Annotated in this window: 25 protein-coding genes; 9 read left to right on the forward strand and 16 right to left on the reverse strand. The window is 76.0% G+C overall.

Annotated elements, in window-relative coordinates:
* Nucleotides 1-6: 6 nt before the first annotated feature.
* From ACI79Z_RS16300 to ACI79Z_RS16310, 3 genes are read right to left on the reverse strand one after another with little or no spacing between them, the layout of a single operon-like run.
* A complete protein-coding gene (locus ACI79Z_RS16300) occupies nucleotides 7-1659 on the reverse strand; it encodes a PEP-utilizing enzyme (protein ID WP_456903247.1) in 1653 nt (550 codons plus the stop codon).
* Nucleotides 1656-2858 carry a hypothetical protein gene (locus ACI79Z_RS16305; protein WP_387990962.1) on the reverse strand — a complete coding sequence of 401 codons (1203 nt, stop codon included), beginning with the start codon at nucleotides 2856-2858 and terminating at the stop codon, nucleotides 1656-1658. Before ACI79Z_RS16305 ends, ACI79Z_RS16300 begins: the two co-directional genes overlap by 4 nt.
* Nucleotides 2855-3232 (reverse strand): PEP-utilizing enzyme, encoded by a 378-nt coding sequence (locus ACI79Z_RS16310; protein ID WP_456903248.1) that lies wholly within the window; start codon nucleotides 3230-3232, stop codon nucleotides 2855-2857. Before ACI79Z_RS16310 ends, ACI79Z_RS16305 begins: the two co-directional genes overlap by 4 nt.
* A gap of 183 nt (nucleotides 3233-3415) precedes the next feature.
* Here ACI79Z_RS16310 and dapB point away from each other — a divergent pair, with 183 nt between their 5' ends.
* Nucleotides 3416-4219 carry a 4-hydroxy-tetrahydrodipicolinate reductase gene (dapB, locus tag ACI79Z_RS16315; protein ID WP_387990956.1) on the forward strand — a complete coding sequence of 268 codons (804 nt, stop codon included), beginning with the start codon at nucleotides 3416-3418 and terminating at the stop codon, nucleotides 4217-4219.
* 31 nt (nucleotides 4220-4250) lie between these two features.
* On the opposite strand, the gene ACI79Z_RS16320 is transcribed toward dapB, so the two are convergent.
* From ACI79Z_RS16320 to ACI79Z_RS16340, 5 genes are all read right to left on the reverse strand, one after another.
* Nucleotides 4251-5504, reverse strand: coding sequence for an NAD(P)/FAD-dependent oxidoreductase (locus ACI79Z_RS16320; protein WP_456903249.1), 1254 nt, complete (start codon nucleotides 5502-5504; stop codon nucleotides 4251-4253).
* A 49-nt stretch (nucleotides 5505-5553) separates the two neighbouring features.
* Complete coding sequence (locus ACI79Z_RS16325) at nucleotides 5554-6057, reverse strand: cupin domain-containing protein (RefSeq protein WP_456903250.1); 504 nt, start codon at nucleotides 6055-6057, stop codon at nucleotides 5554-5556.
* A gap of 132 nt (nucleotides 6058-6189) precedes the next feature.
* On the reverse strand, nucleotides 6190-7023 hold the full coding sequence (locus ACI79Z_RS16330) for an alpha/beta fold hydrolase (protein WP_387990950.1): 834 nt from the start codon (nucleotides 7021-7023) through the stop codon (nucleotides 6190-6192).
* Nucleotides 6996-8648, reverse strand: coding sequence for an HD domain-containing phosphohydrolase (locus tag ACI79Z_RS16335; protein ID WP_387990947.1), 1653 nt, complete (start codon nucleotides 8646-8648; stop codon nucleotides 6996-6998). The genes ACI79Z_RS16330 and ACI79Z_RS16335 overlap by 28 nt, the downstream gene beginning before the upstream one ends.
* Nucleotides 8649-8659: 11 nt before the next feature.
* Nucleotides 8660-9271: a hypothetical protein gene (locus tag ACI79Z_RS16340; RefSeq protein WP_456903251.1), complete on the reverse strand. Its 612-nt coding sequence runs from the start codon at nucleotides 9269-9271 to the stop codon at nucleotides 8660-8662.
* Nucleotides 9272-9444: 173 nt separating this feature from the next.
* Here ACI79Z_RS16340 and ACI79Z_RS16345 point away from each other — a divergent pair, with 173 nt between their 5' ends.
* Together ACI79Z_RS16345 and ACI79Z_RS16350 are read left to right on the forward strand one after the other, a co-directional pair.
* A complete protein-coding gene (locus tag ACI79Z_RS16345) occupies nucleotides 9445-10557 on the forward strand; it encodes a methyltransferase domain-containing protein (protein ID WP_456903252.1) in 1113 nt (370 codons plus the stop codon).
* Between the two features lie 99 nt (nucleotides 10558-10656).
* Nucleotides 10657-12381, forward strand: a complete 1725-nt coding sequence (locus ACI79Z_RS16350) for a GmrSD restriction endonuclease domain-containing protein (protein ID WP_456903253.1) — start codon at nucleotides 10657-10659, stop codon at nucleotides 12379-12381.
* 58 nt (nucleotides 12382-12439) lie between these two features.
* On the opposite strand, the gene ACI79Z_RS16355 is transcribed toward ACI79Z_RS16350, so the two are convergent.
* Nucleotides 12440-12649: a hypothetical protein gene (locus ACI79Z_RS16355; RefSeq protein ID WP_387990935.1), complete on the reverse strand. Its 210-nt coding sequence runs from the start codon at nucleotides 12647-12649 to the stop codon at nucleotides 12440-12442.
* A 243-nt stretch (nucleotides 12650-12892) separates the two neighbouring features.
* Here ACI79Z_RS16355 and ACI79Z_RS16360 point away from each other — a divergent pair, with 243 nt between their 5' ends.
* Entirely contained in the window at nucleotides 12893-13096 is a 204-nt protein-coding gene (locus ACI79Z_RS16360) for a cold-shock protein (RefSeq protein ID WP_387990932.1), read from the forward strand.
* A gap of 69 nt (nucleotides 13097-13165) precedes the next feature.
* Here the strand turns inward: ACI79Z_RS16360 and ACI79Z_RS16365 are convergent, their stop codons facing one another.
* On the reverse strand, nucleotides 13166-13645 hold the full coding sequence (locus ACI79Z_RS16365) for a hypothetical protein (RefSeq protein ID WP_387990929.1): 480 nt from the start codon (nucleotides 13643-13645) through the stop codon (nucleotides 13166-13168).
* 74 nt (nucleotides 13646-13719) lie between these two features.
* Nucleotides 13720-14358, reverse strand: coding sequence for a hypothetical protein (locus tag ACI79Z_RS16370; RefSeq protein WP_456903254.1), 639 nt, complete (start codon nucleotides 14356-14358; stop codon nucleotides 13720-13722).
* Between the two features lie 173 nt (nucleotides 14359-14531).
* Between ACI79Z_RS16370 and ACI79Z_RS16375 the strand changes: the two genes are divergently transcribed.
* From ACI79Z_RS16375 to msrB, 3 genes are read left to right on the forward strand one after another with little or no spacing between them, the layout of a single operon-like run.
* Nucleotides 14532-16670 carry a sensor histidine kinase gene (locus tag ACI79Z_RS16375; protein WP_456903255.1) on the forward strand — a complete coding sequence of 713 codons (2139 nt, stop codon included), beginning with the start codon at nucleotides 14532-14534 and terminating at the stop codon, nucleotides 16668-16670.
* The gene (locus tag ACI79Z_RS16380) at nucleotides 16657-17313 is read left to right on the forward strand and encodes a response regulator (RefSeq protein ID WP_387990920.1); all 657 of its coding nucleotides are present in this window, start codon (nucleotides 16657-16659) and stop codon (nucleotides 17311-17313) included. The genes ACI79Z_RS16375 and ACI79Z_RS16380 overlap by 14 nt, the downstream gene beginning before the upstream one ends.
* 52 nt (nucleotides 17314-17365) lie before the next feature.
* Nucleotides 17366-17785: a peptide-methionine (R)-S-oxide reductase MsrB gene (gene msrB / locus ACI79Z_RS16385; RefSeq protein WP_387990917.1), complete on the forward strand. Its 420-nt coding sequence runs from the start codon at nucleotides 17366-17368 to the stop codon at nucleotides 17783-17785.
* A 109-nt stretch (nucleotides 17786-17894) separates the two neighbouring features.
* On the opposite strand, the gene hemQ is transcribed toward msrB, so the two are convergent.
* The 4 genes from hemQ to hemE are packed head-to-tail and all read right to left on the reverse strand — an operon-like array spanning nucleotide 17895 to nucleotide 21537.
* Nucleotides 17895-18611, reverse strand: coding sequence for a hydrogen peroxide-dependent heme synthase (hemQ, locus tag ACI79Z_RS16390; RefSeq protein WP_387990915.1), 717 nt, complete (start codon nucleotides 18609-18611; stop codon nucleotides 17895-17897).
* A gap of 22 nt (nucleotides 18612-18633) precedes the next feature.
* On the reverse strand, nucleotides 18634-19068 hold the full coding sequence (locus tag ACI79Z_RS16395; RefSeq protein ID WP_456903256.1) for a hypothetical protein: 435 nt from the start codon (nucleotides 19066-19068) through the stop codon (nucleotides 18634-18636).
* A gap of 22 nt (nucleotides 19069-19090) precedes the next feature.
* Entirely contained in the window at nucleotides 19091-20482 is a 1392-nt protein-coding gene (gene hemG, locus ACI79Z_RS16400) for a protoporphyrinogen oxidase (RefSeq protein WP_456903273.1), read from the reverse strand.
* Nucleotides 20482-21537, reverse strand: coding sequence for a uroporphyrinogen decarboxylase (hemE, locus tag ACI79Z_RS16405; protein WP_387990907.1), 1056 nt, complete (start codon nucleotides 21535-21537; stop codon nucleotides 20482-20484). Before hemE ends, hemG begins: the two co-directional genes overlap by 1 nt.
* A 76-nt stretch (nucleotides 21538-21613) precedes the next feature.
* Between hemE and ACI79Z_RS16410 the strand changes: the two genes are divergently transcribed.
* Nucleotides 21614-22246 carry a DUF3000 domain-containing protein gene (locus ACI79Z_RS16410; protein ID WP_387990904.1) on the forward strand — a complete coding sequence of 211 codons (633 nt, stop codon included), beginning with the start codon at nucleotides 21614-21616 and terminating at the stop codon, nucleotides 22244-22246.
* Nucleotides 22247-22471: 225 nt separating this feature from the next.
* Complete coding sequence (locus ACI79Z_RS16415; protein WP_387990901.1) at nucleotides 22472-23659, forward strand: ribonuclease D; 1188 nt, start codon at nucleotides 22472-22474, stop codon at nucleotides 23657-23659.
* 110 nt (nucleotides 23660-23769) lie between these two features.
* Here the strand turns inward: ACI79Z_RS16415 and ACI79Z_RS16420 are convergent, their stop codons facing one another.
* Nucleotides 23770-25056, reverse strand: coding sequence for a sugar ABC transporter permease (locus ACI79Z_RS16420; RefSeq protein ID WP_387990898.1), 1287 nt, complete (start codon nucleotides 25054-25056; stop codon nucleotides 23770-23772).

Below are 25056 nucleotides of genomic sequence, written 5' to 3' on the forward strand. Positions count from 1 at the left end.
TCCTGGTCAGGCCGTGCGGGTCGGCGAGAAGGCGCCCGGCATGTCGTTGGCCACCAGCGCGGTCCCGAAGATCGCGGCGGCCTCGTCGTCGTCGTCGAAGGGGTCGGGGTAGAGCGCCAGCGTGTCCGGCGAGAAGGACCAGTCGACCCGGTCGGTCACGCCGGCGACGTCGGCGAACGGCCGCAGCCCGGACGTGTACATCCGGGTCGCGGAGAAGATCCGCTGCTCGCGGTCCATGTCGGCGAACTGCTGGTAGACGGCCAGGTGCGACCGGCTCAGGTCGGCGGTGAGCTGCGCCCACTCCCCCGGGTCGAGGACCCGCTGCTGCCCGTCGGCGGTGTGCCCGACGACGGCGGCGTCGGTGACGGCGCCGAGCAGCTGGTCGGGTTCGGTGAACGTGGTCCCCCAGTCGTTGATCTCGAAGCTGGAGAACGCCGCCGGGTCGTAGGTGAGCACCAGCGTCAGGCCCGTGAAGGGCGGCCGCAGCTCCCGGGCCCACGGGTAGTCGAACGTGCTCGGTCCCAGGGACAGGTAGTCGCGGACGATGGTGTGCCGGCCGTCGGGCCGCACGTACGGGCCGGAGTCGTAGATGCCGACCCGGGAGTCGGTGAAGTAGAGGAACGAGTAGCCGGCGACGGTCGCGTTGAGCCGCTTGAGCGCCTTGGCCGCGTCGGCGTCCAGCCGCTGCGTCGCGGCGCTCAGCGAGGTGACGGCCTCCGCCGGGAGGTAGCGGTTGGTGAAGCCGGCGTCCTTGTTGTCCAGGGTGCCGTCGCCGCGGTGGGCCAGGGTGAGCCGGCGCCAGAAGTCGACGACCGTGCGGACCTCCTCGGTCCGCTCGTCCGGGCGGAGGCTCCCCATGCGGATCAGGCACTCCCGGCCGCACAGGTAGTGGTAGCCGGCCATCCAGATCCACAGCGGGCTGACCTGCCCGGGCGCCGTCCGCAGCCGCCGGCCGATCTCCTCCGCCGGCATCGCCGCGTCGATGACGGCGACCCGCTGCGCGTAGGTGTGGAAGTCGTCGATCACCGACAGCGACATGTACGGCAGCATCGGGAACAGCTCGGAGGTGAACGACGAGCGCCGCGTCATCTCCGGCTTGAACGCACGGCCCATGTGCTGGACCAGGTCGTCGAGCCGCTCGTCGGTGAGCGGCTCGGCGATCAGGGCGTCGAGGTCGGCCGGGGAGACGTCGACGTCGAAGTCCTTGACGCCGATGTCGTCGCCGACCCGGCGGACGTAGGCCCACCACCGCTCGGACACGTCCTCCCGTGCCGGCGGCGCGGCGGTCGCCGCCGGGGCCCCCGCCGAGGACAGCGACACGAGACCGAGGTCGCCGTCCTGGACCTGCAGGGTGAGCTCGGCGCCGTCGTCGGGGACCTCGACCAGCTCGGTGCCCACGAGGCAGGGGACCTCGAACTCCCGGGACACGATGGCGAGGTGGGAGCGCAGCGTGCCGTCGCGGGCGACGATGCCGCCGAGCCGCCCGAGGATGGGCGAGAGGAACGTCGTGCCGCCGGACTCCACGAGCGCGATCGTCGCCTCGAGGTCGGAGTCGATCGCCTCGATGACGTCGGACGGCGAGCGGAACCAGCGGGCCCGGCCCGTGACCGGGGGGAAGCGGTAGGAGGGGATCCCCTTGCCGATCTGGGACATGGTCATCGCTCCTGTCCGAGGGGGCGGAAACAGCCGTCCCGGTCCTGCGGGACGAAGACGCCGCCGATGAGCCGCAGGGCCAGGTCGGGGTCGCTGAAGCGGGCGTAGGACTCCGCGATGCGCGGGGTGACGGTCCAGTCGATCTCGTCGAAGCAGCCGGCCAGGCGGGCCCAGGGCTTGAGCTTCCACGCGTACATCTGCGTCGCGTAGAGGTTGCGCTCCTCCGGGTCGGTCTCGGCCAGGCGCTGGTAGAGGGCCCGGTGGGCGCTCCGGATGGCCTTGGTCGCCGCCTCGACCTCGTCGGCGCCCAGCGGGCGCAGGGTGCCGTCGTCGGTGCAGAAGACCTGCGTCTCGATCAGGGCGGACTGGTGGTCGCTGGGGCTGAACCAGGCGGTGCCCCAGACGTTGTTGTCCATCCGGACCGAGCCGGGCAGCCGGTGCGCGATGACGAAGTGGTGGTACGGGAGGGTCTCCCGGATGCCGTCGACCCACGGGAAGTCGCCGTCCCGGTCGGTGCACGTCTCGCGGAGGGCGAGGAAGGAGCCGTCCTCGAGCACGTACGGGCCGGTGTCGCAGACGGCGGTGCGCGCGTCGCAGTTCTCCAGGAACGCGTAGGCGGTCAGCCGGGCGCCGAACTTGCGGATCGTCCCCTTCAGGCCCTCGTCGGCGGGGAGCAGTTGCCCGCGGATCTCGTCGAGCAGCGACCGGGGGACGACGTGGGAGCTGTTGGCCGGTTCGGCGTCCATGTTGAACAGCACGCCGTCCGTGCGGGCGGCGATCGTCGCCTCCCGCCAGAAGCGCAGGACCGTCAGCTGGTCCTCCAGCCCGTCCGCGAGGCCGTTCTCCCCCAGGTCGACGAACAGCTCACGGCCGGTGAGGTAGTGCAGCGGCATCGCGGCCAGGTTGATGAAGCTGCGCTTGGTGCCGATCGGCAGGTCACGGCTGACCAGTTCGGACGGCGTGGCGTGCCGCAGGATCGTCCGGAGCCGGTCGGGGACCTGGAGGTAGTCCTCCATCATCGACATGAGGATGTAGGTGTTCATGCCGAACAGCTCGGACTCGAAGACGGTGCGGGCCGCGAGCTCGGACCTGTAGGCGGCACCGGCCTTCTGCACCAGCCAGTTCCACTCCGCCAGGGACGGCTCGTACGCGGCGTCGGTGTACAGGGCCGTCAGGTCGGCCGGCGTCTCCAGCGAGAGGGTCATGCCGTCACCGCCGCGCCCGTCACCGAGATCCGGGCCGTCTCACCGTCGGTGAGGTCGAGGACCACCGTGTCCCCGTCGGACACGGCCCCGGTCAGCTGCGCGGCGAGCACGCACGGCACGTCGGACTCCCGCGACAGGATGGCCAGGTGCGACTCGCGGCTGCCGGCCGTGCACACGATGCCCTTGAGGTCGGGCAGGATCGGCGACAGGAAGGTCATGCCGCCCTTGTTGACGAAGGCGACGGTGTCCTCGAGGTCGTCGTCGTCGATGGACAGGACGTCGGACGTGTCGTTGAACCACCGCGCGGTGCCCGTCACCGTGCCGGCGACGAAGAGGTTGGTGCCGGTCGCCACCTCACGTGGATTGCCGCTCATGAGTGCTCCGTCCCGCCCCGACGCCGGGGCGATCGATGGGCCACGCCGCGTTCTGCCACGGCCAGCCCGGACGGTATGAGCGGCGTCACACCCGACCCAGTGCACTTAGGGGGACACTCCCCCGTCAGGGCACCCGCTGGGTCGTCGCAGCGCTGACGGGGGCGCCGACCCTAGGGTCGGTCCGTGATCCGCGTCTGCTTCGCCGGCGTGACCGGCTGGACCGCGCCGCCGATCCTGGCCGCCGTCGACGCCGCCGACGACCTGGTCCTCACCGCGGGGGTGTCCCGCTCCGCGGCCGGCCGGGCGCTGTCGGAGGTGACGGCGTCGCGCAGCGAGGGCAGGGTCTTCGGATCCGTCGCCGACGCGCTCCACTCGGCCGAGGTCGACGTGCTGGTCGACTACACCAGCGCCACCGCCGTCGAGGAGAACGTGTGGACCGCCGTGCAGGCCGGTGTGCACGCGGTCGTCGGTTCCAGCGGGCTGACCGACGACGACTACACCCGGCTGGACCGGCTCGCCCGTGACCGGGGCGTCGGGGTGATCGCCGCGGGCAACTTCTCCGTCCAGGCAGCGGTCCTGCAGCGGGCCGCCACACTGGCCGCCGGGCTCATCGACCGCTGGGAGATCGTCGACTACGCGAGCGCCGGCAAGCCCGACGTGCCCAGCGGCACCGCCCGCCAGCTCGCCGAGGCCCTCGGTGCGGTCCGCACGCCGGCCTCCGCCGTCCCGCTGCCGGAGCTGCACGGCCCGGTCGAGGCGCGGGGCGCGGAGGTGGCCGGCAGCCGCGTCCACTCCGTCCGGCTGCCGAGTTTCGTGGTCAGCACCGAGGTCGTCTTCGGCGGCACCGGGGAGCGACTGGTCATCCGACACGACGCCGGCGAGTCCCCGGACCCCTACGTCGCCGGCACCCTGCTGGCCGTCCGGCGGGTGGCCGAGGCGCCGGGCGTCCGCCGCGGCCTCGACTCCCTGCTGTTCGACCAGCCCTGACCGGACCGGGCTCGGCCCGGCCGGTGCAGGGTCAACCGACCGCGACCGGGCTGTCCGGTGTGCGGGGACCCGGTGGCGGCTCGGCCGCGGCCAGGATGCGGGCGACGTTGTCCGGCGCGAAGAACTCGGCAGGTGACTCGACCCCGGCGTTGACCCGCGCGAACCGGTCCATCGCCTCCCGGTTGCCGGCAGCGGCGGCGAGCAACCGCTGGAGCTCGGGCGGGGCCGGCTCCAGGGACGCGAACTGCAGGGTGAACTCGTACATCGGCAGGACGCGTGCGTCCCGGCGGGAGTGGTACTCGCCCAGGGCGGCGTCGAACGGACGCCCGCCGGTGAGGGTCTCGTGCAGCGCGGTGGCGCACAGCTCCGCGTCCAGGAAGGCGTCCTGGATGCCCTGCGCCGTGACGAAGTCCTTGTTGTAGCCGGCGTCGCCCACCAGGACCCAGCCGGGCCCGTGGGGCTTGCGGAGGTAGTTCGGCACGACCGCACCGACGAGGCGGGTCTCGCGGGTGGCTGCACGGAGCCGCTCGGCGAACGACGGAGCCAGGCCGAGGGTCTGCAGGTACGCCCCCTCGAGGTCCTGCTTCCTGGCCTGGAACTCCCGGTACGGCCATCCGGCGATGACCAGCGTCAGGTCGTCGTTCGTGGCCCACGCGGCGAAGGCCCGCTCCGGACGGTCGTAGGCCTCCCAGCGGCCGTGCATCGGCAGGCCGCTCCAGTAGGCGTAGTAGCCGCACAGCAGCGGCGGGTGCTCCCGGTACTGCTCCGGGCGGACGACCCGGGCCACGAGCGAGTGCAGACCGTCCGCGCCGACGACCACCCGCGCGCGCTCGTCGACCGGGCGGCGCTCGTCCCGGCCGTGGCCGCGGACCCCGACGACCGCGCCGTCCTCGACGAGCAGCTCGTCGACCGGGAAGCCCTGCCGGACCTCGGCGCCCGCCTCGGCCGCCGCCTCGACCAGCAGCTCGTCCAGCACCGTCCGCCGCGGGGCGTACGCGACCGGGCTCTCCGGGGTGCCCGGCGCGCCGGCGAGGGTGAAGTGCCCGAAGTCGAACGCGTAGGTGTCGATCGCCGGACACCCCGAGGCGACGACCCGGTCGAGGAGGCCCCAGCGCTGCAGCGCCGCCACCCCCGGGGGGTGGACCAGGTGGGTGGAGACCGTGTCACTGGGGAAGGTGGCCCGGTCGACGACCAGGACCCGGTGGCCCTGGCGGGCCAGCAGCAGGGCGGTGGCGGAGCCCGCACACCGGGCTCCGACGACGACGTCGTACTGGTTCTCGTGCACGTCGCACCAGCCGGACGGTCGAGGGGATGGCGGACACGGGGCCGCGGGGTCAGCCCCGCGGCGGCAGCGGCGGTCCGACGAACCGCTGCCCGTACCGCGCGCCGATCTCTCCGAGCGTCTGCGGGTCCGGCGGCTCGCCTGGAGGCAGCGTCGCCGCGAACGCCGAGGCGTCCCGGAAGAACCCCTCCACCCCGGCCGGACCGAAGAACAGGAGCACTCGCGCCTCGTCGGAGCTCATCGTGAACGCGTGGGCGACCCCGCGTGGGCCGTAGACGACGGACCGCGGCCCGGCGTCGGTCACCTCGTCACCGAGACGGAACCGCACCTCGCCCTCGAGCACCACGAAGAACTCGTCGTCGTGGCCGTGCACGTGCACCGGCGACCCGAAGCCCCGCGGACCCCAGAACTCCACGGCGGCGTACCTCCCCTGCGTCTGCGCGGCGGTCGCCTTGATCGTGAGACGGGCCCCGCCGAACCAGGAGTCCAGTGCCTCGCCGGCGCCAGGGTGCAGCACGTACCCGTCGGTGCCGTCCGGGAGCGTCAGGACGGTCATCGGTCATCACCTCCCTGTGACGGCAGGTGCGAGTGGTGGACAGGCTCGTGGAGTCCCCGCGACGCCGCCGCGGCCGAAGGTCCCGTCGACGAGGGCACATGGGACCGTGTCGGTCCCGACCGCCGCGAGCGGTCACCGTCGCCGGGCGTCGGCCTCCGGCCCACCGGACACGAAGGCCAGGACCGCGCTCGCGAACAGGTCCGGCGCGGTGAGCATCGCGACGTGCCCCTGGCCCGCCAGCGACACGATGCGTGCTCCCGGCAGCGCCGCCGCCACCGTCGCCGTCGACTCCGCCTCCGGCGGCGGGCTGTCCGAGCCGAGCAGCAGCAGCGTGGGCACGGAGAGGGCGGCGAACCGCTCCGGCCGGAGGCGGTAGGCGTCGTGGGCGCGCACCTCGCGGACGACGGTGTGCGCCGCGGCCACCCGGTTCGGCCAGGACGGCAGCAACCGCATGCGGGCGAGCTGGCCGGCCGAGACCCCCGCGGCCACGGTGAGCAGGCGGGTCACGACCTCCTCGCGCCGGTCGGCGGCCAGCGACGCGGCCAGCTCGTCGGTGAGCCCGGGCGGAGTGGGCACCCCGGCTCCCGCCTCGTAGAGGACCGCGCGGCGGATCCGGCGGGTCCGTGTCAGCGCCTCGAGCAGGCACAGGCCGCCGTAGGAGTGGCCGAGCACGTCGACCGGGCCCCCGGTGGCGGCGGCCACCGCCTCGACGACGGCGGCCACGTCGGCGCCCTCCTCCTCGATCCGGTACCCGGCGGCGTCCCCGCTCCCGCCTCGGCCCCGCCGGTCCATCGCGTACACGGTGACGTGCGGCTCGAGCAGCGGGAGCACCGTCTCCCAGCGGGTGTGGTCGGCGGTGGCGCCGTGTACCAGGACCAGCGCCGGTCCCTGCCCCGTGCGCCAGTACGCGATACGGGTGCCGTCCCGGGACGTGGTCGTCAGCCGGCTCTCCGTCCGGACGTCCATGGTGATCCCCTCCCACCGGTCGGATCGGTGGACCGAGGGTGGGACCGGGGCCGGCGGGACGGCATCGGGTGATCGCCCCATCCCCCGAGCAGGTCGTGCTCCATGGCGAACAGGGCCGCGGCCGGGCGCGTGGTGACGCCGATCTTGGCGTAGACGTGCTCGACGTGGTGGCCCACGGTCTTCGCCGAGATCCCCAGCCGGCGGGCCACCTCCCGGTTGGAGCACCCGTGGGCGATGAGCCGGAGCACCTCCACCTCCCGTTCGGACAGACCCGCCGGGCGGGCGCCTCGCGGGCGGCCGGCGGCCTGTCCCTCGACCGTCAGGACCGCCTCGACCGCCGTCCGGTCGAGGCGACCCTCGGCCGCCTCGCGCCACAGCACGTCACGGACCGCGGCAGAGGTGGACGCCGGGCGGTGCGGCCGGTCCTCGCGCAACGCCGTCCAGACGTCGGCGGCGGCGAGCAGGCGCGCCGGGCCGGGGAGCTGCGCGGCAGCGCTGCCCCGGTGGTAGCCGGACCCGTCGAGCCGCTCGTGGTGGGCGCCGGCGAGGGCGGCGACCGGCCGCAGCTGCGCGCACCTGCCCAGGACGCGTTCGGAGAGGTAGGGGTGCAGGCGCACCCGCTCGACCTCGGCCGGGCCCAGTGGTCCGGGGCGCTGCCAGATCCCGCTCGGGACACCGACGGCGCCGACGTCGGCGACCGACGCGGCACGGGTCAGGGTGGCGAGCTCCGGACCGGACAGCCCGCAGGCCCGCCCGGCGGCCCGCGCCGTCGCGGCGAGCCGCGACGAGCGCCCCCGTGTCCACGTCGACCGCAGGTCGGTGAAGTCCCCGACCGCGGCCATCGCCCGGTCCAGCCCGGCGGACCCGACGCGGCGCACCGGTTCGGGCTCGCCGGCCAGCACCTCCTCCCACACCGCCGGCTCGTCCGGCGCGGGGATCCCGACGGCGAGGACGGCGTCCACGGCGGCCGGGTCGTAGGCCCGGCCGCGGCGGCGGGTCAGGACGTCCGTCGCCGCGTCCGGCCCGGCCGCCCGGTGCCACAGGACGGCGTCACGCGCGACCACGACCACCCGGACCGGGACCGGGATCTCGGCGCCCGACAGCCCGTTCGGCAGGCCACGGCCGTCCCACCGCTCGTAGGCGTGCGCCAGCGCCTCCACCACCCCGGGTCCCAGGCCGAGGCGGGCCGCCAGGCGGGCGCCGACCTCGCAGTGCGACACCTCGGCGCGGGCGGAGGCCAGCGCCTCGGCCAGCAGGCCGGCCCGGCGGGGCGGCGAGAGACCCCGCCCGGCGCTGCGCACCAGCGTCCGGACCTCCTCCCTGGCCGAGCCCGTGGCCACCGGAGCCATCGCGGCCATGAACCCGAGGTTGTCCCCGCCCGCGAGCCGCGCCATCTCCGGCGCGTCGGCGGTGCAGCCGAGGAACCGCAGCAGGGCGACGAAGTGGACGTCGGCGACCGTGCCGGCGTCCAGTCCGAGGGAGCGGGCGACGGTCACCGCCAGCCGGCAGGTCCGCAGGGCGTGCTCCATCGGCTGGCCCGTCACCAGGTCGGTGGCCAGCGAGATCGACGCGACGAGCTCGGTCAGCCGGAGCCCGTCGCCGTCGGGCACTCCACCGCTCGGCACCGCACCACCCGTCAGCGCCGCGAGTGCAGGAGGGGCCCGCGGAGGTCGAGGTAGGTGGGCGGCTCCTTGGCCAGCCGCGTCAGTTCCTCGACGACCTCCCGCCACTCCGCCGGGGGCTCCCTGCGCTCGCCCTCGCGGGCCTCGTCCTCCGACGTGAACCAGGTGACCTGGACCCAGCGCCCGTCATCGGAGCCGATGCGCATGGTGGCCAGGACGTCGGGCCGGTACTCGGCCAGCCGCTCCCGCGGCATCTGCCGCACGAGCTCCCTGGCGCGCTCGAGGTCGGTGGTCTGGCCCTGCATGACCTGGACGAAGCCGGCGCGGTCCGGGTCCCCGAACAGGTCGACGGTCACGTCCTCGCTGTCGAGGAACGCGGGCTCGCCCTCGAACAGGTGCCGGACCCCCTCCCACCACCGGCCCTGCTCGGGACGGTCGGAGTTGCGGCGGGCGGCGTCGGCCGACTCGAAGCGGACGACGGTGACGAACCAGCCGTCGTCGGTGACGCCGGTCGTGCTGCCGAGCCACCCCTCCGCGGTGGGCGACAGCTGTGCCACCCAGTCCTCCACGGCCGAGAACACGGCCTCGGTGTCCGTCGTCCTGCCCTGGATGACCTGAGCGAACATGGCGTGCCTCCCGCCGACGGCGTCTGTCCGGCCCCCGTGGGACCTCGAACGCTACGACCGGGCGGCACCCGGGTCGATGGGTTCGCGCCCGGTGGACCACGGGCCCTTCTCCCGGTCCGCCGGCGGGTCTAGCGTCCGGACGTCGCACGGGGGACGCACCGAGCGGAGTCCCGATGACCGCCGACACGCACACGCCGCCGCGCACTCTCGACCCGGCCCGGGTGGAGGCCTTCGCCGGCCGGCTGATGGCCGCCTACACCGACAGCCTGGTCACCCTGCTTGTCGACCTCGGGTACCGCACCGGCCTGCTGGAGGCCCTCGCCGCGGGCGACGGCACCAGTGCCGAGATCGCCGCGCGGGCCGGGCTGGCCGAGCGCTACGTCCGCGAGTGCCTGGGCGGACTGGTGACCGCGGGCGTCGTCGAGTACTCCCCCGCCACCGGCAGCTACTCGCTGCCCGCCGAGCACGCCGCGTGCCTGACCGGCGGCGGCCCGCTGGACCTCGCGCCGATGAGCCGGATGACCGGGCTGCTCGGCCGCCACGTGGGCGAGGTCGCCGAGGCCTTCCGGACCGGCGGCGGTGTCCCCTACAGCGCGTTCCGGCCGGAGTTCACCGACGTCATGGACGAGGCCAACCGCGGTCTGTTCGACGGCCACCTCCTGGACGACGTCGTGCCCCTCGCCGGCGGGCTCCCGCAACGGCTGGCCCAGGGCACCGGCGTGGCCGACGTCGGCTGCGGCACCGGGCACGCGGTGAACCTGCTGGCCCGGGCGTACCCGCGGTCGCGTTTCGTGGGCTACGACTTCTCCGCCGACGCGATCGCCCGCGCCCGCGCCGAGGCGGCCGACTGGGGCCTGGCCAACGCCGCGTTCGAGGTGTGTGACGCGACCGAGGTGCCGGTCGACCCGCCGTTCGGCGCCGTCCTCGCCTTCGACGCGATCCACGACCAGGCCGACCCGGCCGGCGTGCTGGCCCGCGTCCACCGGGCGCTCGAGCCCGGCGGCGTCTTCCTGATGCTCGACATCCGGGCCGCCAGCGCGCTGGAGGACAACCTCGGCAACCCCTTCGCGCCCTGGCTCTACGGGGTCAGCACCCTGCACTGCCTGACGGTCTCGCTGGCCCAGGGCGGCGCCGGCCTCGGCGCCGTGTGGGGCGAGCAGCGCGCCCGGCAGATGCTCGCCGCGGCGGGCTTCACCGATGTCGAGGTGCACGAGGTCCCCGACGACCCGCTCGACTCCGTGTACGTCGCCCGCAAGCCGCGGGCAGGTCACGGCTCGCCCCTCTGACCCCACGCGCCCCGGGGCCGCTGCGGTTCCTGTACCGACGGGTCCGCTCGTCGGACGATGACGGGCCGCCGCACCGGAGCACCCACGGGGAGAGCACACATGGCGTCGTCGTCCGACCCTGCCGTCGAGGCCGTCCTGCGGCACCACACCGGACGGTCGCCGGGGACGCCGATGCGCGCGGTCGTGTCCAAGGCCGCGGCACTCGGCTACGACGTCGCGCCCGAGCCGTGGGGGACCGAGCCCACGCTGCGCCTGGTGCGGCGGGCGCCGTCGGGGCGCAGCATCACGCTCCTGGTGGACGGCCGGCAGCTCACCTCGCCCTCCCCCGCGGAGCGCGCCTTCGCCGCCGCGCTGCCCGGCGCCGACGCCACCCGGGTGGACGTCCGGTTCCCCTTCGCCGGCAGCGACCCGTTCGACGTCCTGGTGGCCTTCTCCGCCGAGGCGGACCGCGCGCCGGCACCGTTCCTCCCGCCCGCGCCGGTCCTCCCGCCGGTGCCCAGCCCCACCGGGGACCGGCGGCAGCGGACGGTCCTCGGCGTCGTCGCCGCGGTCGCCGTGCTGCTCGTCGTCGCCGGGACCACGACCTCGGGCGTCCCCGGTGGGCTGCTGGCGCTGGGTCTGGTGGCGCTGCTCGTCGGTCTCGGCGCGGTCGTCACCGGCCGGGCGCGGTGGGCGTTCATCGCCTCCCGCCGGGTCGGCGGGGCCGTGGTCGCGGCGGGTCTGGCGGCCGTCGTCGTCGGCGGGGTGACGGCGCCGCGCGCCGAGCCGACCGCCGTCTCGGCCCCCGCGCGCACCTCCCCGGCCGCGCCCACCACCTCCGCGGCCGAGGAGGGCGCCGCCGCGGAGGCCGCCACCGAGGTCGCCGAGGACGCGCTGGCGCAGACCGAGACCGCCGAGACCGCCGTCCCCGCGGTCGACTCCGCCACCGGGCTGCTCTCCGACGACGCCACCGACGACGCCGTCGGGTCCGCCGCCCCGACCACCGCGCTGGCCGCCCTCGCCGCCGTCCCGGTGCAGGGCCGGGCGCCGCGCACCGGCTACGACCGTGACCTGTTCGGCAACGGCTGGGTGGACACCGACCGGAACGGCTGCGACACCCGCAACGACGTGCTCGCCCGCGACCTGACCGGGGAGACGTTCAAACCGGGCACGCGGGACTGCGTCGTCATGACCGGGACCCTCGACGACCCCTACTCCGGCCGGACCATCGCCTTCCAGCGCGGGCAGACCACCAGCGACGACGTCCAGATCGACCACGTCGTCGCGCTGTCGGACGCGTGGCAGAAGGGCGCCCAGCAGTGGGACGGCGCCCGCCGCGCGCAGTTCGCCAACGACCCGCTCAACCTGCTCGCCGTCGACGGGCCGCTGAACACGCAGAAGGGCGACGGCGACGCCGCGACCTGGCTGCCGCCGCACCGCTCCTACCGCTGCGCCTATGTCGCCCGGCAGGTGGCGGTGAAGGTCAGCTACGGACTCTGGATGACGCAGGCCGAGCGCAACGCGGTCGCCACCGTGCTGAGCACCTGCCCGGCCGAGCCGCTGCCCGGCGGCGTGGTCGCCGCCGTGCCGCGGACGGCGGCGCCGACCACCCCGGCGCCCACGACCCCCCGGCCGACCACGCCGGCCCCGGCGCCCACTCCTGCGCCGGCCCCTGCGCCCGCACCCGTGCCCGTTCCTGCTCCCGCGCCGGTGCCCGACACCTCGGTCAGCTACGCCAACTGCGACGCCGTCCGCGCCGCCGGGGCGGCTCCCATCCACCCCGGGGACCCCGGCTGGGACGAGAAGTTCGACCGCGACCACGACGGCGTCGGCTGCGAGTCGTGACCGCCGGCCCGACCCCCACCCCCGTGGCGCGGGTCGGGCCGGCGAGATCGAGGGGTGCTCAGTCGGCGAGCAGAGCGGCGTGCGCGCCCAGGCGGTGCGCCAGGGCCGCGGCGGCGCCGGTGGAGCGCAGGACGTCGGCGAGCAGCTCGGCGAGCTCGACCGGGCGCTCCTCCAGCTCCCCGGCCAGCAGGGCGTCGAGGTCGGCCGTGTCGAGGTCGGCGAGCTCCACGAGCACCAGCGGCTCGGCGGGACGCGCGGTGGTCTCCATGACGGGCTCCTCGGGTCGGCGGGCCGGGGTCCGTCCCGGCACCGACGACCCTGACCGGCCTCCCGCAGCCCTCCCTCCACGGAACCGCAGGGTTCCCGCAAGACCGGTCCCGGCAGGTCCGCGCCCCGACGCGCGCGGCCCCGGGGCGACCGGAGGGGGCCGGGACGGCTATGGTCTGCGCGTCGGGAAGGCCCTGCGCACTGGCAGGACCCCGATGCACCATCGCAGCTAGGAGCGAGCGCAATGCCCGAAGGAACTGTCAAGTGGTTCAACGCGGAGAAGGGGTTCGGCTTCGCCACCCCTGACGGTGGCGGACCGGACGTCTTCGTCCACTACTCGGCCATCCAGACCAGCGGTTACCGCACGCTCGACGAGGGGCAGCGCATCTCGTTCGACGTCGAGCAGGGTCAGAAGGGCCCGCAGGCGGCGAACGTCACCCCGCTCTGATCGCCTGAGCCTCCGTCAGCGCCCCCGTCCGGTCCGCCGGGCGGGGGCGCTGTCGCGTCCGGGGCCGGTTCAGCGGGCCCGGGGCACGTAGCCGCCGACGAGCGCCTGCATGAACAGCGCCCCCGCGTCCGGGCCCACCGCCTGGGCGGCGTCGGCGAAGGCCCGCCAGCGCTGCCGCTCGACGTCGGTCGGCGCCTTCTCCGCCCGGGTGGCCGCCTGCTCCAGCAGCCGCTCCCACTCCCCCTGCGGGGTCGGCCACAGCCCCGCGAGCCGGCGGGCCTCGGCGGAGATCCCGGTGATGCGGACGATGTCGCCGGCGTGGTTGGTCAGCGGCTCGATGTAGCCGGCGGCGGCGAGCGCCTTGGCCGCGGCGATGACGTCGGCCTTCGGCAGCCCGCTGCCGGGGACGACCGAGCCGAGCAGGTACGGCGCGCCGCCGTGCCTCGGCTCGTCGACCAGCCGGGCGATGGCCCGCAGCACGGGCAGGTCGCGGCGGAACCAGGTGTCGGGCAGGGGCCGGTCGAGCGGCGGCTGGCCAGGAGGTGTCACCCGGGAAGTCTCCGCCGCACGCGACGGCGCCCCGCCACCCGGGGTCACGGGGTGGCGGGGCGCCGCGGTCGGGTTCAGCGCGCGCCGGTCAGGTGGGGGCGGGTGGCCAGGACGATCCCCAGGACCACGTAGCCGACGAGCAGGTGGGCGGCGCCGACGTACTGGGTGACCGAGGGCAGCAGGAAGGCCGTGGGCACGGTGACCGGCGCCCAGCTCTCGGCGACCACCGGCCAGGCGCGGGCCACGCCCGTCCACCGCCCGGCGATCGCGATGCGGACGCCGATGGCGGCCATGCCGAGCATCGACAGCGGCCAGAACAGGTCGATCACGAAGAAGAGGCCGGTGTCGTAGAGCGAGGGCGTGAGGGCCCACATCAGCGACGACACCATCGCCACCGCGAGCAGCGCGTGCTCGACGTGCAGCAGCGTCCGGGCCAGCCGGCCGGTGCCGATCGCCCCGGTGCGCATCTGCGCCGACACGAGGAACACGAGACCGACCTGGAAGGCGAACGCGGTCAGGTTGACCACCGTGGCCTGCCAGGTGCCGGCCGGCGGCGTGGTCCCGAGCAGGGCGCAGGCGGCCGCCCAGGAGGCGGAGCCGGCGGTCACCGCGATCCCGGCCGTGCGGACCGAGCGGATCGAGGCGGCCGGCCGGGCGCCGGCCGCTGCGGCGAGGTCGGTGCGGGCGGGAGCGGGGGCGGTGGTGAGGGACATCGGGTCCTCCGTCGTCGTGCGGCGCCCTGTGCGCCGTCCGGGGAGAACCGTCGCGGGAACGCGTCCCGGGCACCCAGGGCCCGCCGCCACGGATCCGGTCACGTCCCGTGTCCCGGGGGACACGGGACAGCTGCCTCGTGCCCGTCGGGACACCGGCAGGCGAGGATGCGCGCGTGCAGGCGCAGGCCCCGGTGGACGGGCGGACCGATCCGGCACCGGAGCCCCTCCCCCGGCCCGGTGCCGGCGGGCGGCGGTGGGCGCGGACGACGGCGGCCGCGGGGGTCCTCGCCGTCGTCGTCGGCTCGGCGGTCACCGCCGCGGTCCTCGACGCCACCACGCCGCCGGCGGTGCGGGCGGCGCTGGGCCGCGAGCCGGGCTGGCCGGCCACCCTGCCCGGCCTCGCGCTCGCCGTCCCCGCGGTGCTCCTGCTGCTGCGCGCGCCGCGCAACGCCGTCTCGTGGGTGGTGGCGGGCACGGCCGCGTTCTGGGCCGTCGACGGGCTCGCCGAGTCGTGGGTGTCGTGGTCGCTGCAGGACGGCACCCCGCGCGCCGGCGGCAGCCTGGCGTTCTGGACCGTCGAGCGGCTCGGCTCGGCCCTGCTGCTGGGGCTGCCGCTGCTGCTCCTGCTCTACCCCGACGGCCGGCTGCCCGGCGGCCGGTGGCGCCCGCTGAGCGTGGCCAGCCTCGCCTCGACCGCGCTGCTGCCGGCACTGCTGCTCGTCGTCCCCGCGGACGTCGCCTTCACCGCCGACGAGGGGACGGCGATCGCCCCCCTCCACGGCGCCCTCGACCTGGACCTCACCTCGCTGCCGCTGCCCGCCGCCGTCGCGCTGCCGCTGCTGCGGATCGGCTTCCCGCTCGCGGTGCTGGGCATCGCGGTCCCGGCCGCCTCGGTGGTCGCCCGGTACCGGCGGGCGGACGGGGAGGACCGCACCCGGATGCGCTGGCTGCTGTGGGCCGCCGTCGTCGACGTCCTCGTCATGCTCGCCACGCTGCTGCTGCCCGCCGACCCGAGCACCCTGGCGCTGGCCGTCGCCGTGGCGCTGACCGGGTCGGCGGTCGCGGTCGGCGTGCTGCGGCCGCGGGCGGTCGACGTCGACCGGCTGCTGGGCGGCACCCTCGTCCACGGCGGCCTCGCCGTCGGCGTGGTGCTGCTCGACCTGCTGGTGCTCGCCGCCGCCGGCGCCCTGCTCGGCGACGCCCTCGGCGGGCGCGACGCCACGCTGCTCACCCTGCTGCTCGTCGCCGGCGTCTACGTGCCGCTGCGCGCGCCGCTGTGGCGGCTGGTCCGCCGCTGGGTGCTCGGCGAGCGCGAGGACCCCTACCGCGTCGTGTCCGGCCTGGCCGAGCGGCTGGAGCGCTCCGACGGCGCCGAGGAGCAGCTCATGGCGGTCGCCGCCGGCATCGCCGAGGCCTTCCGCACGCCCTACGTCGGCGTCGAGGTGGACTCCGCCGACGGCGGCCGGCTGGTGGCCGAGCACGGCACCCGCCCCACCGTGGTGCAGTCGCTGCCGATCGCCTACCGCGGCGAGCAGGTCGGCCGGCTGCTGCTCCCCCGCGACGGCGTCCGCGCGCAGCTGGTCACGCGCGACGAGCGGCTGCTCGCGGACGTCGTCCGGCAGGCCGCCGCGGCCGCCCGCGCCGGCTCGCTGGCCGCCCAGCTGCAGGCCAGCCGTGAGCAGCTGGTCGCCGCGCGGGAGGAGGAGCGCCGCCGGCTGCGCCGGGACCTGCACGACGGCCTGGGCCCCTCGCTCGGTGCCGTGGTGCTGCGCATCGACACCGCCCGCAACCTCGCCGCCGCCCGGCCCGAGGACGCCGACCGGCTGCTGCGCCAGGCCCGCGACGACGTCTCCGCCGCGCTGGCCGACGTCCGGCGGCTCGTGCACGACCTGCGCCCGCCCGCGCTCGACGACCTGGGCCTGGCCGGGGCGGTGCGCCAGCAGGCCGAGCGGCTGCTCGCCCCGCCGGTCACGGTGACCGTGGACGCCGAGGGCCTGGACGAGCTGCCCGCCGCCGTCGAGGTGGCCGCCTACCGGATCGCGTCCGAGGCGCTGGCCAACGTGGCGCGGCACGCCGCCGCCTCCCGCGTGCGGGTCACGCTGGCCCGCGCGGACGGCGACCTGGTCGTCGCGGTGGCCGACGACGGCGTCGGGATCGCGCCGGACCGCGCGGCCGGCGTCGGGCTGGTGTCGCTGCGGGAGCGGGCCGCCGAGCTCGGTGGCCGGTGCACGGTGAGCTGCCCGCCCGAGGGCGGGACGGAGGTGCGGGCGGTGCTGCCCGCCGAGGGAGGAGCGACCGGTGACCGAGCCTGACGAGCCGCTGCGGGTGGTCGTCGCCGACGACCACCCGGTCTACCGGGACGGGCTGGCGCTGCTGCTGGGCTCGGTGCCGGGCCTGGAGGTGGTCGGCACGGCGGCCGACGGCGCGGCCGCGGTCGAGGTGGTGCGCGAGCAGCTGCCCGACGTCGTCGTCATGGACGTGCAGATGCCGGTGCTCGACGGCATCGAGGCCACCCGGCGGATCACCGGGGAGGCGCCGTCGGTGGGCGTGGTGGTGCTGACCATGAGCGAGGACGACGGGACGGTGTTCGCCGCCGTCCGCGCCGGCGCCCGCGGCTACCTGCTCAAGGGCGCCGACCAGGAGGAGGTGGTCCGCGCGATCACCACCGTCGCGTCGGGCGGCGCGGTGTTCGGCGCGGCGCTGGCCCGGCGGATCGCCGAGTTCTTCACCGCCGGCCCCGCCGGGCCCGAGACGGCGTTCCCGCAGCTGACCGCCCGCGAGCGCGAGGTGCTGGAGCTGGTGGCCGCGGGGCGGTCGAACGCGCAGATCGCCGCGGTGCTGTACCTGTCGCCGAAGACGGTGCGCAACGTCGTCTCCAACGTGCTGACCAAGCTGCAGGTCACCGACCGCGCGCAGGCCATCGTGCGGGCGCGGGAGGCGGGCCTGGGGCGGTGAGGCGGGGAATCGGGCGAGGAATCCGGGAGTGGCGCGGGTCGTTCTCCCGGGCATGACGACGTCCGCTTCGCAGCCGAAGGTGACCAAGAGCGACGAGGAGTGGCGCGCCCAGCTGTCCCCGCAGGAGTACGCGGTGCTGCGCCGGGCCGGCACCGAGCGGCCGTGGACCGGGGAGTACGTCGACACGAAGACCGTCGGCGTCTACACCTGCCGGGCCTGCGGCGCCGAGCTGTTCCGCTCGCAGACCAAGTTCGACTCGCACTGCGGCTGGCCGTCGTTCTACGAGCCGTCGTCCGCCGACGACGTTGTGCTCCGCGAGGACCGCAGCCACGGGATGGTCCGCACCGAGGTCCTCTGCGGCACCTGCCACAGCCACCTCGGGCACGTCTTCGACGACGCCCCGCAGACGCCGACCGGCGACCGCTACTGCATCAACTCCGTGTCCATCCGGCTGGTCCCCGCCGAGGGCTGAGCCGACGCCGTCCCGCCGTCCTGGCTCACGCTGACGCGTCCGGGCTCACCTCCCACGGTGAGCCCGGACGCAGCACGATCAGGTCAGCTGATCGTTCGCGGGCCCGGCCTCACGCCAGGTCGCGGACCAGCTCGGCCACCGGCTTGCGCATGCCCGTGTAGAACGGCACCTCCTCGCGCACGTGCCGGCGGGCGCGGCTGGCGCGCAGGTCGCGCATGAGGTCGACGATGCGGTGCAGCTCGTCGGCCTCGAAGGCGAGCATCCACTCGTAGTCGCCCAGGCCGAACGAGGCGACGGTGTTGGCCCGCACGTCCGGGTAGGGCCGGGCCTGCATGCCGTGCTCCTTGAGCATGTCCCGCCGCTCCTCGTCGGGCAGCAGGTACCACTCGTAGGACCGCACGAACGGGTAGACGCAGACGTAGCGCCGCGGCTCCTCGTCGGCGAGGAACGCCGGGATGTGGCTGCGGTTGAACTCCGCCGGGCGGTGCAGCGCCATCTGCGACCACACCGGCTCCAGCGCGCGGCCGAGCTCGGTGCGGCGCAGCCGGGTGTAGGCCTCCTGCAGCGCCTCCGGGGTCTCGGCGTGCCACCAGACCATGAGGTCGGCATCGGCGCGCAGGCCCGCGAGGTCGTAGGTGCCGCGGACGACGACGCCCTTGCCGGCCAGCTCCTCGAACAGCCCGGTGACCTCGTCGGCGGCGGCGGTGCGCCGGTCGTCGGCCAGCGGCCGGGCGAGGCGGAACACCGACCACATCGTGTAGCGGATGAGGGCGTTGAGCTCGTTGGCCCGCTTGCCGACGCTCTTGGTCTCCGTCTGCTCGCTCATGCCCCCATTGTCGCGCGGCCGGTCAGCGACCGGCGGCGATCCCCCGGCAGGCCAGCGAGGCGATCGTCACGACGACGACGTCCTCGGCCAGCGCCGCCGGCAGGTCCGGCACCCGCCGTCCGGCGAGCCCCCGCCACCGCGCGCCGCCGAGGGTCCCCGCCGCGGCGCCGGCCGCGCCCGCGAGCGCCGGCAGCAGCCGGCCGCCCTGCCGGCGGGCCAGCAGCGCGCCGCCGGCGGCACCCGCCGCGAGCCGGACGGCGACGCTCGGCGGGATCGTCCGGGACGGCGTGGCCGGCAGCTTGTCGGCGACCAGCTCCCCCGCGACGGCGGCGAGCGCGGCCAGCCGCACCGGCCGGCGCCGGGAGGCGGTGAGCGCCGGGGCGGCGAGGCCCAGGGAGCTGCGGCCGCCGGCGGCGATCCCGAGCAGCGCGGCCCGCAGGACGAGGGAGGAGGTCACCGGCACACCCTGCCAGCCCCGGTCAGGTCAGCGCCTCCACGGCGCGGCGCGCGCCGCGGATGCAGGCCGGGACGCCGACGCCGTCGTACGCCGCGCCCGCGACCGCCAGCCCGGGCACCGCGGCGACGGCGTCGCGCACCGCCACCACCCGCTGCGGGTGGCCGACCAGGTACTGCGGCAGCCCGCCGCCCCAGCGCACCAGGCGCGCCTCCACCGGCTCACGGCGCTCGAGGCCGAGCAGGTCGGCGACGTCGGCGACCACCGCGGCGGTCAGGTCGTCGTCGTCGTGCTGCAGCTGCACCTCGTCGCCGTAGCGGCCCACCGACGCGCGGACGCGCAGCAGGCCGTCGCCGGACAGGTGCGGCCACTTCGACGACGACACCGTCACGCCCTTGACCAGCCGCCCGGTCACCGGCGGGACGAGCAGCCCCGACCCGGCGTCGACCGGCTGGGTGGGGAACGCCATCGCGACCACGGCCATCGAGGCGTACGGGATGCCGCGCAGCGGCTCGACGGCGTCCGGCGCCACCCCGGCCAGCAGCCGCGCGGACTTCCCGGCCGGCGCGGTCACGACGACGGCGTCGGCCTCCAGGACCTCCGGCGCCGCCACCGTGCCGACGGCGACCTCCAGCCGGCCGCCCGCGCGGCGGATCGCGTGCGCGGGCGTGCGCAGCCGCACCTGCGCGCCCGACGCCGCCACCAGCGCGGCCGGCAGCGCGCCGATCCCGTCGGCGACGGTGACGAACACCGGCCCGTCGGCGTCGCCGCGGCTGCGGGCACCGGCGTCGCGGGCGGCGACGGCCGCGGCGAGCACCGAGTCGGCGCGGGCGAGCTGCGCGGCCAGCGCCGGCATGGTCGCGGCCAGCGAGAGGTCGTCGGGGCGGCCCGCGTAGACGCCGCCGAGCAGCGGCTCGACCAGCCGGTCGACCACCTCGTCGCCCAGCCGCTCGCGCAGCAGCCCGCCGACCGAGACGTCGCCCTCCAGGCGCAGCGGCGGCAGCTCGGCCTCCGCCCGCACCCGCGCGACGCCGTCGGGGGTGAGCACGCCGTCCAGCCCGTCGGCCGACGTCGGCACGCCCTGCACGGTGCCCGGCGGGAGCGGGTGGCGGCCGTCGGGGAGCACGATCGACGCCTGCGTGGTGCGCGGCGCGACCAGCCGGTCGGCCAGGCCGAGGTCCCCGACCAGCTCGACCGCCTCCGGCACGCGGGCCAGCACCGCCTCGGGCCCGGTGTCGTACCAGACGCCGGCGAGCTCGACCCGGTCGAGCTTGCCGCCGATCCGCCCGCCGGCCTCCACGACGACGACCTCGTCGGCGGGCCGCCGCCGGCGCCACTCGAACGCCGCGGTGAGCCCGGCGATGCCGGCCCCGACGACGACGACGCGGGCTGCCGGGGCGGCGGGGCGGGACGACATCACCGCGCCGAGAGCTCGTGCACCAGCTCGACGACGTGGGTGAGCACGCCGGGGTCGGTCTCGGGCAGCACGCCGTGGCCGAGGTTGAACACGTGCCCGCGGGCGGCGCGGCCCTGCTCGACGACGCGGCGGACCTCGCGGTCGACGGTCTCGCGGTCGGCCAGCAGCACGGCCGGGTCGAGGTTGCCCTGCAGCGAGCGCTGCGGCCCCACCCGGCGGGCGGCCTCGTCCAGCGGCACCCGCCAGTCGACGCCGACGACGTCGGCCCCCGCGTCGCCGATCAGCGCGAGCAGCTCGCCGGTGCCGACGCCGAAGTGGACCCGCGGCACGTCGCGGTCCCCGAGCCCGTCGAAGACCGCGCGCGAGTGCGGCAGCACCCGGGTGCCGTAGTCGGCGGCGGACAGCACCCCGGCCCAGGAGTCGAACAGCTGCACCGCGGAGGCGCCGTTGTCGACCTGCACGCGCAGAAAGGTGGCCGCCGAGACGGCGAGCCGGTCGAGGAGCCGCTTCCACGCCTCCGGCTCGGCGTACATGAAGGCCTTGGTGCGGGCGTGCTCCTTGGACGGGCCGCCCTCGATCAGGTAGGTCGCCAGCGTGAACGGCGCCCCGGCGAAGCCGATCAGCGGCGTCGGGCCGAGCTCGGCGACCAGCCGGCGCACCGCCGTCGCGAGGAACTCCAGCCGGTCGGGCTCCAGGTCGGGCAGCGCGTCGACGTCGGCGACGGTGCGCACCGGGCTCGCCACCACCGGGCCGACGCCCGGCTTGATCTCGATGTCCACCCCGGCCACCACCAGCGGGAGCACGATGTCGGAGAAGAGGATCGCGGCGTCCACACCGTGCCGGCGGACCGGCTGCAGGGTGATCTCGGTGACCAGGTCGGGGTCCTGGCAGGCCTCGAGCATCGCGGTCCCGGCGCGCAGCGCCCGGTACTCCGGCAGCGACCGGCCGGCCTGCCGCATGAACCACACCGGCGTCCGTCCGACGGGGAGGCCGCGGGCGGCCCGCACGAGGTCCGAGTCGGCGGGGGACGGCGGGACGGCGGGTGCGGTGCTCACGACGCCCGATCCTCCCAGACCCCGCAGCGGCGGCGCGTCCGAGACAGACCGGGCCCGCGGCCCCTACCCTGCGAGCGTGGAGCCACACAGCCTGGCCGGGTCCCGGGACGGGTCCGGTGCGCGTGCGGGCTCCGACGACCGTCCGGCCGCCTTCGTCGCTGGCCTGGAGTCGCTGGCCGCGGTGCGGGTGCGCCCCGAGGTCGTCCTCGAGACGATCCCGCCGCCCCAGCGCCTGGCGCCGTACGCGCACGCGCTGGCCGCCCGGGTCGTCGAGGGGGAGGGCGACGACGAGGTCGAGGTCGCCGTCGCCCGGTTCATCGTGCTGTACGACCCCGACGGCCACGAGGCCTGGGACGGCACCACCCGCTGCGTCGGGTACCTGTCGGCGAGCACGGACGAGCACATGGTCGACGACGCGATGTTCTCCGAGGTCGCCTGGAGCTGGCTGACCGACGCCCTGCAGGAGTGCGGCGCGGCCTCGCACGCGCTCGGCGGCACGGTCACCCGCACCGCCTCGACCCGCTTCGGAGACCTCGCCGGTCCCGAGCACACCGTCGACGTCGAGCTCCGCGCCTCCTGGACCGCCGAGGACACCGCGCTCGGCCGCCACCTCGACGCCTGGCTGCAGGTGCTGGCCAACGCGGCCGGGCTGCCGCCGCCGGGCGTCGCCCTGCTCGGCCCGTCCGGCCCGGTCCCCGGCACCCCCTGACGCCCGCCCCCTGACCGGCCGGTCCACCGCAGTCTCTACCATCGGTGGTGACGGGACGCACTCCCCCGGGTCGGCGCCGCTCGGCCTGCACACCCCGGGAGCCGGCGGGACCGGTGGCGCGCACGGACGGGACGGCGAGTAGGTGGACGGCAACTGAGCACCGAGCCCCTTCCCCTCGACGGCCTGGAGACCGCCCCGGAGTCCGCTCCGGAGGCGCCCGCCCCGGTGCCCCTGCTCGCCCCGCGCGACGGGCTGCCGCCGGTCATCGACACCCCCGACGCGCTCGCCCGCTACGCCGACGCGCTGCGCGCGGGCACCGGCCCGGTCGCCGTCGACGCCGAGCGCGCCTCCGGCTACCGCTACGGCCAGCGCGCCTACCTGGTGCAGCTGCGCCGCGCCGGCGCGGGCACCGGGCTGGTCGACCCCGTCCCGCTCGGGGACCTGTCGGTCGTGCAGGACGCGATCGCCGACGCCGAGTGGGTGCTGCACGCCGCCAACCAGGACCTCCCCTGCCTGGCGGAGATCGGCATGGTGCCGAGCCGCCTGTTCGACACCGAGCTGGCCGCCCGCCTCGCCGGGCTGCCCCGGGTGGGGCTGGCTGCCGTCGTCGAGTCGCTGCTCGGGTACTCGCTGGTCAAGGGCCACTCGGCCGCCGACTGGAGCACCCGCCCGCTGCCCGAGGAGTGGCTGGTCTACGCCGCCCTCGACGTCGAGGTGCTCGTCGACCTCCGCGACGCGCTCGCCGCCCTGCTCGAGGAGCAGGGCAAGACCGAGTGGGCGCGGCAGGAGTTCGCCGCCGTCCTCGCCGCCGGCCCGCCGGCGCCGCGGCAGGACCCGTGGCGGCGCACCTCCGGCGTGCACGGTCTGCGCAACCGCCGTCAGCTCGGCATGCTCCGCTCGCTGTGGCAGGCGCGCGACGACATGGCCCGCCGGCGCGACGTCGCCCCCGGCCGGGTGCTGCCGGACGCCGCGATGGTCGCCGCCGTCCAGGCGGATCCGCAGACCGAGGCCGCGCTGCTGGAGCTGCCGGTCTTCCGCGGCCGGGCCAACCGGCGGCTGGTGGGGACCTGGTTCGGCGCCCTGGCCCGCGGCCGGGCGCTGCCGGAGGCGGAGCTCCCGCCGCACAGCCGCCCCGGTGACGGGCCGCCGCCGGTCAACCGCTGGGCCGACCGCGACCCCGCCGCGGCCACCCGGCTGCAGACCGCGCGCAAGGCCCTCGCGGCCCTGTCCGAGGAGCTCAGCGTGCCGGTGGAGAACCTCCTCTCCCCCGACCTGGTGCGCCGGCTGATGTGGACCCCGCCCGAGCCGCGCGACGCCGGGACGGTGGCCGCGGCCCTGCGCGCCGGGGGCGCCCGCGAGTGGCAGGTCGAGCTCACCCGCGACCTGCTCACCGACGCGCTCTCCCGGGCCTAGCCCGCAACGACGACGGGCCCGCCGTCCGGTACCGGACGGCGGGCCCGTCGTGAGGTGCTGGAACGGCCCCCTCGCCCCCGCCGCGAGCGTGGGGGCGGGGAGGGGTCCTCCTAGTGCCCCGTGGCCGCGGCCCGCCGGCGGGCCAGCGCGTCCACGCTGGCGGCCAGCAGGAGGACTCCACCGGTGATGATGAAGTTCAGGTACGCCTCGGTGCCCAGCAGGCCCAGGCCGTTGGCGATGATCGCCACGACCAGGCCACCGAGGACGGCGTCGCGCACCCGGCCCCGGCCACCGAAGAGGCTGGTACCACCGATGACCGCGGCGCCGACGGCGTAGAGCAGCGTGTTGCCGCCGCCGGAGCCCGGCGCGACCGAACCCAGGCGGGCGGCCGCGACGATGCCGCTGATCGCGGCCAGCGTGGAGCCGATCACGAACACGGCCACCCGGATCTTCGTGACGTTGATGCCGGCCCGCCGGGCCGCCTCGGCGTTGCCGCCGACCGCGTAGACGTGCCGGCCGAAGCCCGTGCGGCCGAGCACGAACGTCAGGAACAGCAGCAGCAGGACCACGAGCGGGATGGCGTACGGGATGCCGGCGAGCACCACGCCGACGGCCGGGGCGCGGTCGACGCTCAGCACCGCCGTCACCAGGACGACGACGGCGGCGATCACGCCGATCCGGACGAGCACCACCGCGAGCGGGGCGTGCGCCAGGTTCCTGGCCCTCTGGACCCGGAACCGGTTGAGCTGCAGCGCCGCGTACACGGCGATCGTCAGGAGGGCGAGGACCCAGCCGAGCGCGACCGGCACGTTCTTGTCGCTGATCGCCGAGATCACCGGGTCGCGCACCGGCACCGTGCCGCCCTCGCCGATGAGCCGCAGGGTGAAGCCCTGCCAGCCCAGGAACAGCGCGAGGGTGACGACGAACGACGGGATGCCGACCATCCCGACGAGGCTGCCGGTGAACAGGCCGATGACCACGCCGGTGACGATCGCCGCCAGGACCGCGACCCACCACGGCGAGCCGGCGTCGGCGAGCAGCTTGGCCATGACCGCGGCGCAGACGCCGCTGACCACACCGGCGGACAGGTCGATCTCGCCCAGCAGCAGGATGAAGACCAGGCCCATCGCCAGGATGATGATCGGCGCGGCCTGGTCGGCCAGGTTGGCCATGTTGCGCGGGGTCAGGAACGTCTCGGGCCGCAGCGCGAAGAACAGCAGCCCGAGGACGACGATGCCGAGGATGGCCGGCAGCGCCCCGAGGTCACCGCCGCGGACGCGGTCGACGTACGCCCGGACGGACGCGCCGAGGGACTCCGCGCCGCGGTCGGCCTCGAAGCCCGACGGGGCCCCACCCGGCTCCTGCGAACTGGTCGGCTTGGAGATGGTGCTGGACAC

Source organism: Geodermatophilus sp. SYSU D00663 (assembly GCF_054050655.1).

Excerpts from the sequence above, each read along its gene's own strand:
- ACI79Z_RS16345 (WP_456903252.1), top strand. The coding sequence starts at position 9,445 with ATGACCGCCGACACGCACACGCCGCCGCGCACTCTCGACCCGGCCCGG.
- hemQ (WP_387990915.1), bottom strand. The coding sequence starts at position 18,611 with ATGAGCGAGCAGACGGAGACCAAGAGCGTCGGCAAGCGGGCCAACGAG.
- ACI79Z_RS16305 (WP_387990962.1), bottom strand. The coding sequence starts at position 2,858 with ATGACCCTCTCGCTGGAGACGCCGGCCGACCTGACGGCCCTGTACACC.
- ACI79Z_RS16330 (WP_387990950.1), bottom strand. The coding sequence starts at position 7,023 with ATGGACGTCCGGACGGAGAGCCGGCTGACGACCACGTCCCGGGACGGC.
- hemG (WP_456903273.1), bottom strand. The coding sequence starts at position 20,482 with ATGTCGTCCCGCCCCGCCGCCCCGGCAGCCCGCGTCGTCGTCGTCGGG.
- ACI79Z_RS16300 (WP_456903247.1), bottom strand. The coding sequence starts at position 1,659 with ATGACCATGTCCCAGATCGGCAAGGGGATCCCCTCCTACCGCTTCCCC.
- ACI79Z_RS16370 (WP_456903254.1), bottom strand. The coding sequence starts at position 14,358 with ATGTCCCTCACCACCGCCCCCGCTCCCGCCCGCACCGACCTCGCCGCA.
- ACI79Z_RS16355 (WP_387990935.1), bottom strand. The coding sequence starts at position 12,649 with ATGGAGACCACCGCGCGTCCCGCCGAGCCGCTGGTGCTCGTGGAGCTC.
- ACI79Z_RS16340 (WP_456903251.1), bottom strand. The coding sequence starts at position 9,271 with ATGTTCGCTCAGGTCATCCAGGGCAGGACGACGGACACCGAGGCCGTG.
- msrB (WP_387990917.1), top strand. The coding sequence starts at position 17,366 with ATGACGACGTCCGCTTCGCAGCCGAAGGTGACCAAGAGCGACGAGGAG.
- ACI79Z_RS16310 (WP_456903248.1), bottom strand. The coding sequence starts at position 3,232 with ATGAGCGGCAATCCACGTGAGGTGGCGACCGGCACCAACCTCTTCGTC.
- ACI79Z_RS16360 (WP_387990932.1), top strand. The coding sequence starts at position 12,893 with ATGCCCGAAGGAACTGTCAAGTGGTTCAACGCGGAGAAGGGGTTCGGC.
- ACI79Z_RS16350 (WP_456903253.1), top strand. The coding sequence starts at position 10,657 with ATGGCGTCGTCGTCCGACCCTGCCGTCGAGGCCGTCCTGCGGCACCAC.
- ACI79Z_RS16325 (WP_456903250.1), bottom strand. The coding sequence starts at position 6,057 with ATGACCGTCCTGACGCTCCCGGACGGCACCGACGGGTACGTGCTGCAC.